The sequence below is a fragment of the Micrococcus sp. 116 genome (genome assembly GCF_902506395.1).
In the GTDB taxonomy this organism is placed as follows: domain Bacteria; phylum Actinomycetota; class Actinomycetes; order Actinomycetales; family Micrococcaceae; genus Micrococcus; species Micrococcus luteus.
Genome location: NZ_LR732374.1, coordinates 1 through 3,726, shown reverse-complemented (window position 1 = coordinate 3,726; position 3,726 = coordinate 1). Strand labels below are relative to the sequence as shown.

Sequence of the window (3,726 nt, the reverse complement as noted above, 5' to 3'; positions counted from 1 at the left end):
TCATATAGTCTTATTCATGTCAGCGGGGGTTCAGTGGAACCCCAGCCCCATCACTCCAGGAGGACCCCATGAGCATCGCCCCGATCACCGGCCAGATGATCCACGCAGTGGCCACCACCGAGGCCGACGACGCCGCGGCCAAGATCCGCCAGGGGTGCCCCGAGCTTGCCGAGCTGCTGCGCCAGGCCTGGAACAGCCTGGACACCAAGGACTGACCCATCCACCCTGGTCCGCGGGCACCCCGAACGCTCGCGGGCCGGGCCCCGCAGGCCCCGGCCCCCACCGCCGGACAGGCCCCGCAGCTGCGGGCCCGGATTGACCAGCAGCCCGACATGTCGCCCCTACTCGACCAGCTGTCGAGGTGCAGTGAAGATCGCACAAACGCGTAGCTAGGCTGCAATCCCTCCCCACCCGGAGACACGCCCTAGGCCCTAGGGCGTGTTGCTAAAGGGTAGTAGTCAGCCAATGCAGTGTCGCGGCGAGGCAGAGCCCGGCGTGATAGCTCCGGGCGTACTTGTCCGAGCGCATCGCGATTCCTCGCCACTGCTTGAGCCGGTTGAAGCACCGCTCCACGACATTGCGGCCCCGATAGCGCTGGCGCTGGTCTCCACCGAAGTCGATCGGCCGGCCCGGGCGTCTGCGCCGGTGCGTGATCTGATCGGCCCGCTCGGGGATCGTGGCCGCGATGCCATGCCGGCGCAGCCAAGCCCGCTTCGCCTTCGAGGGGTAGCCCGTGTTCGCGATCAGGCGGTCAGGCCGCGCCCTGGGCCGCCCACGGGCGCCGGCCACGCTGATCAGCTCCAGCGGGTGGCCAACATCGAGGTGTCCGCCACCTGCCCGCCGGTCACCACGAACGCCAGCACCCTGCCCTTGCCATCACAGCCCAGATGGGACTTCGTCGTCAGACCGCCGCGGGAGCGTCCGATGGCATGATCAGCCGGCTCGTCCCCGGATTTCTTGTAGTTCGTCAGGGCCCCCTGTGGGGCGGGGCAGGGTCGCCCCGTGCGGATGGACGCGCACGATCGTGGAATCGATCGAGGCCACCCAATCCAGCTCGCCAGCCTGCTGTGCCATCGACTGAGTGCGCTCGAGCACGCGCTCCCACACGCCCTGGGCGGCCCACCGGTTGAAGTTCTTGTAGATCGTGTTCCAGTTCCCGAACCGCTCGGGCAGATCCCGCCACGGAGCTCCGGTGCGGAAGCGCCACGCGGTGGCCTCGACCACCGCGCGCCGATCCACCGGGGGCCGACCCGTGGACTTCGGGGCAGGGAACAGCGGGCCGATCACGGCCCAGACCTCGTCCGAGATGACATCACGCGACACCCCTCAAGACTGGCGCACCCAAAGCTTGAAACCCTTTAGCAACACGCCCTAGCTAAGGACGACGGGTGCCGGTGCCTGCGGTCGCAGGCGATCGCCCAGCAATCGCGCGCGTTGGGCCCCATCGCCCATGCGATGGGGCCTTGATTCGTAGACGCGCGGGCATCGAGCGGTCGGCGGGGCGCAAAGAGTCCTGCTCGGAGAGCATCGCTACTCCCGATGCTGGAGTCGGCGGTCGAGTTCGAGCAGATAGAACATCCCGTGGCTCTTAGCATCCTCACGGCGTTGCTGACGCCCCTTGTAGGCGTCAGCTGCGACCTTCACCGTGGTTGCGACAGTGCCGGCCGCCGCGGCAGCCATAGTGGGCACCTCAGCACCCCAGTCGAGACCGAAGAAGACCGCTCCGCCGCTGACTAGGGCCTTGGTGTCTGAGACGACGTTCAGCGCTGCATCCCGAGCGAGCCTGGAGACGCTCAGGTCTGCGCGGAGGGAGTCAACGGTCGGACGGACTTCGTCGCGCCAGAAGTCGGCAATTTCGTCCCCATGCCCCTCGTCGAAAGGACCCAGCTTCATGCGTTCTGTCAGTTCGCTCACCGCAGACCGGTATCGGCCCAGTGGCGCCTCGAGCTCTGCGCGGGCTGACAGCACCGAGGTGACATCCGCGCCCAGGAATGCTGGCAGGTGACTGATCAGTCCCGCACCCGAACGGGCGCGCGAGGCTCGCGCCACGGCGAGCTGGTTCGGCGAGACCTGGCCGCTCTCAATCAGCGCCCGGGCCACGGAGGCCACCTGGTCGTCGACGAGGAGATTTGTCGTGGGAGACACCAGCGCCGCGCGCAAAGCCTCGAGGTAGCTTGCGAACATCGCCTCCGGGTCTGCGGCCCCGATATCCGTCCTCACGCGCAAAACCCCAGCCTCTAGGGCCTCGACTAGCTCCGGCGCGCCAGCCTCTTCAAGCATTGACTCCAGCTTCGCCGCCGTCGCCGGCCGGCTCACGGCTTGCTCGAGACGCGCGTGCACTTCATCCAGCGCGGAACGCTGGGCCCTTGTAAGCCTGCGTTTCTGTTCCCTAGAGAGCGCCATGGTTGCCTGCAACTGGAGCAAGACCGCTTGGAAGTTCGCTGGATCATCCTTGAGACCTAGGCGGGCCAAGGTAGGCGCGTCGAACTGGCTCATGAGCGCAATCAAGGCGGTCGGGTCGGAGATGGAGGCGACGCCACTCAACATCAGGGCAGAAGGCGACAGCAGTTCGACCCTGTCGGCGTACAGCAGACCCGCTCTGATCAAGCTGAGATCTCGGTCGAGAAACTTTGCACCCGGGCCGCTCGTCGGCGAAGGCGCGACGAGAAGCTCCAGTCCCGTGCCAAGGTTCCTAGCCTCCCGGCGGAGAGCCCGCCGTTCGCGCTTGCGGCGCGCTGCGTATCCCATCTCTGCACCCTCTCGCCTAGTCGCATGATCGGGATCCATCGCATGGGGAGCCCTGACTGCTGGACCAGTATCCCTGGCGCCGCGGGCCGGCTACCTGCGCGCCAAGGCCGAGTGGTCTACGGAGGACAACTTCCGCACCACTGAGGGCCTGTGCGAGGACCTGGGCGCCCTGATCCCTGAGGATCAGCTGCTCAGCATCATCGGGGACAGTGAGCTCGACCTGCACCCCGACGATCTGGAGCCGAGCCTGCGCGAGCGCGTGCTGTCCTGAACTCCAGCCCTGCCCGCGCCCCGGCACGGGCAGGGCCGACGCGCCCCGGTATCTACCGGATTGCACCCCCTCCGGTGTTCATGTAGTCTTATTCATGTCAGCAGGGGTTCAGTAGGAATCCCAGCCCCCACCGTCCAAGGAGGACACCATGACCCAGGCCACCGCCCCGACGACGCAGCTGCGCCACGTCACCGCCGGCCGGACCCACAAGGACACCGCCGCGGCCACCCTGCAGGCCCTGAACGACGTGATCACCACCCAGGCCCATCCCGAGCACCTGCTGATCGCGTTCGACACCGACCCCGAGGGCATCCACTACGGCCTGCACCTGCAGCCCTACAGCCTCAGCACCTACAGCGCTTTCCCCGCCTCCCTGCGCCCCGAGCACGACCGCCCCTGGAGCCTCGGACGCTCCGACCAGCCCCTGGGCGTGATGCTCCACCTGCACACCCGCACCTCCGATCCCCGCGAGGACATCGCCCACAACCTGAACGCGCTCGCGCTCGCGGCCCGCCGCTTCAAGCGCCTGCACACGACCGGGGCAGCCTTCACCGTCCACGGCACCGCCCAGTCGCGCCCCGTTCGCCGCGGTGGTCGTGGTCATGGTGTCCTCCTCGGGACGGTGGGGGCTGAGGCTCCGGTGAACCCCTGCTGACATGACTAACTATACATGTCCACTCTCGTGGGTGCAACCCCACCCCGACCGC

General features: G+C 67.6%; 5 protein-coding genes. 2 read left to right on the top strand and 3 right to left on the bottom strand.

All coding sequences use genetic code 11. From position 1 onward, the window contains the following. Positions 1-68: 68 nt before the first annotated feature. Entirely contained in the window at positions 69-215 is a 147-nt protein-coding gene (locus CITRIK5_RS11760) for a hypothetical protein (RefSeq protein WP_159833797.1), read from the top strand. Between the two features lie 229 nt (positions 216-444). Here CITRIK5_RS11760 and CITRIK5_RS12345 read toward each other — a convergent pair whose 3' ends face one another. The 3 genes from CITRIK5_RS12345 to CITRIK5_RS11750 all read right to left on the bottom strand — a co-directional run bounded on the left by CITRIK5_RS12345 (position 445) and on the right by CITRIK5_RS11750 (position 2,748). Continuing rightward, complete coding sequence (locus tag CITRIK5_RS12345; protein ID WP_255477381.1) at positions 445-789, bottom strand: transposase; 345 nt, start codon at positions 787-789, stop codon at positions 445-447. Positions 790-933: 144 nt separating this feature from the next. Beyond that, positions 934-1,323, bottom strand: coding sequence for an IS5 family transposase (locus CITRIK5_RS12340; RefSeq protein ID WP_255477380.1), 390 nt, complete (start codon positions 1,321-1,323; stop codon positions 934-936). Between the two features lie 207 nt (positions 1,324-1,530). Beyond that, positions 1,531-2,748 carry a hypothetical protein gene (locus CITRIK5_RS11750; RefSeq protein WP_159833795.1) on the bottom strand — a complete coding sequence of 406 codons (1,218 nt, stop codon included), beginning with the start codon at positions 2,746-2,748 and terminating at the stop codon, positions 1,531-1,533. Between the two features lie 419 nt (positions 2,749-3,167). Here CITRIK5_RS11750 and CITRIK5_RS11745 point away from each other — a divergent pair, with 419 nt between their 5' ends. Then, positions 3,168-3,674: a hypothetical protein gene (locus CITRIK5_RS11745; RefSeq protein WP_159833793.1), complete on the top strand. Its 507-nt coding sequence runs from the start codon at positions 3,168-3,170 to the stop codon at positions 3,672-3,674. The last annotated feature ends 52 nt before the right edge of the window (positions 3,675-3,726 follow it).

Excerpts from the sequence above, each read along its gene's own strand:
- CITRIK5_RS11745 (WP_159833793.1), top strand. The coding sequence starts at position 3,168 with ATGACCCAGGCCACCGCCCCGACGACGCAGCTGCGCCACGTCACCGCC.
- CITRIK5_RS11750 (WP_159833795.1), bottom strand. The coding sequence starts at position 2,748 with ATGGGATACGCAGCGCGCCGCAAGCGCGAACGGCGGGCTCTCCGCCGG.
- CITRIK5_RS11760 (WP_159833797.1), top strand. The coding sequence starts at position 69 with ATGAGCATCGCCCCGATCACCGGCCAGATGATCCACGCAGTGGCCACC.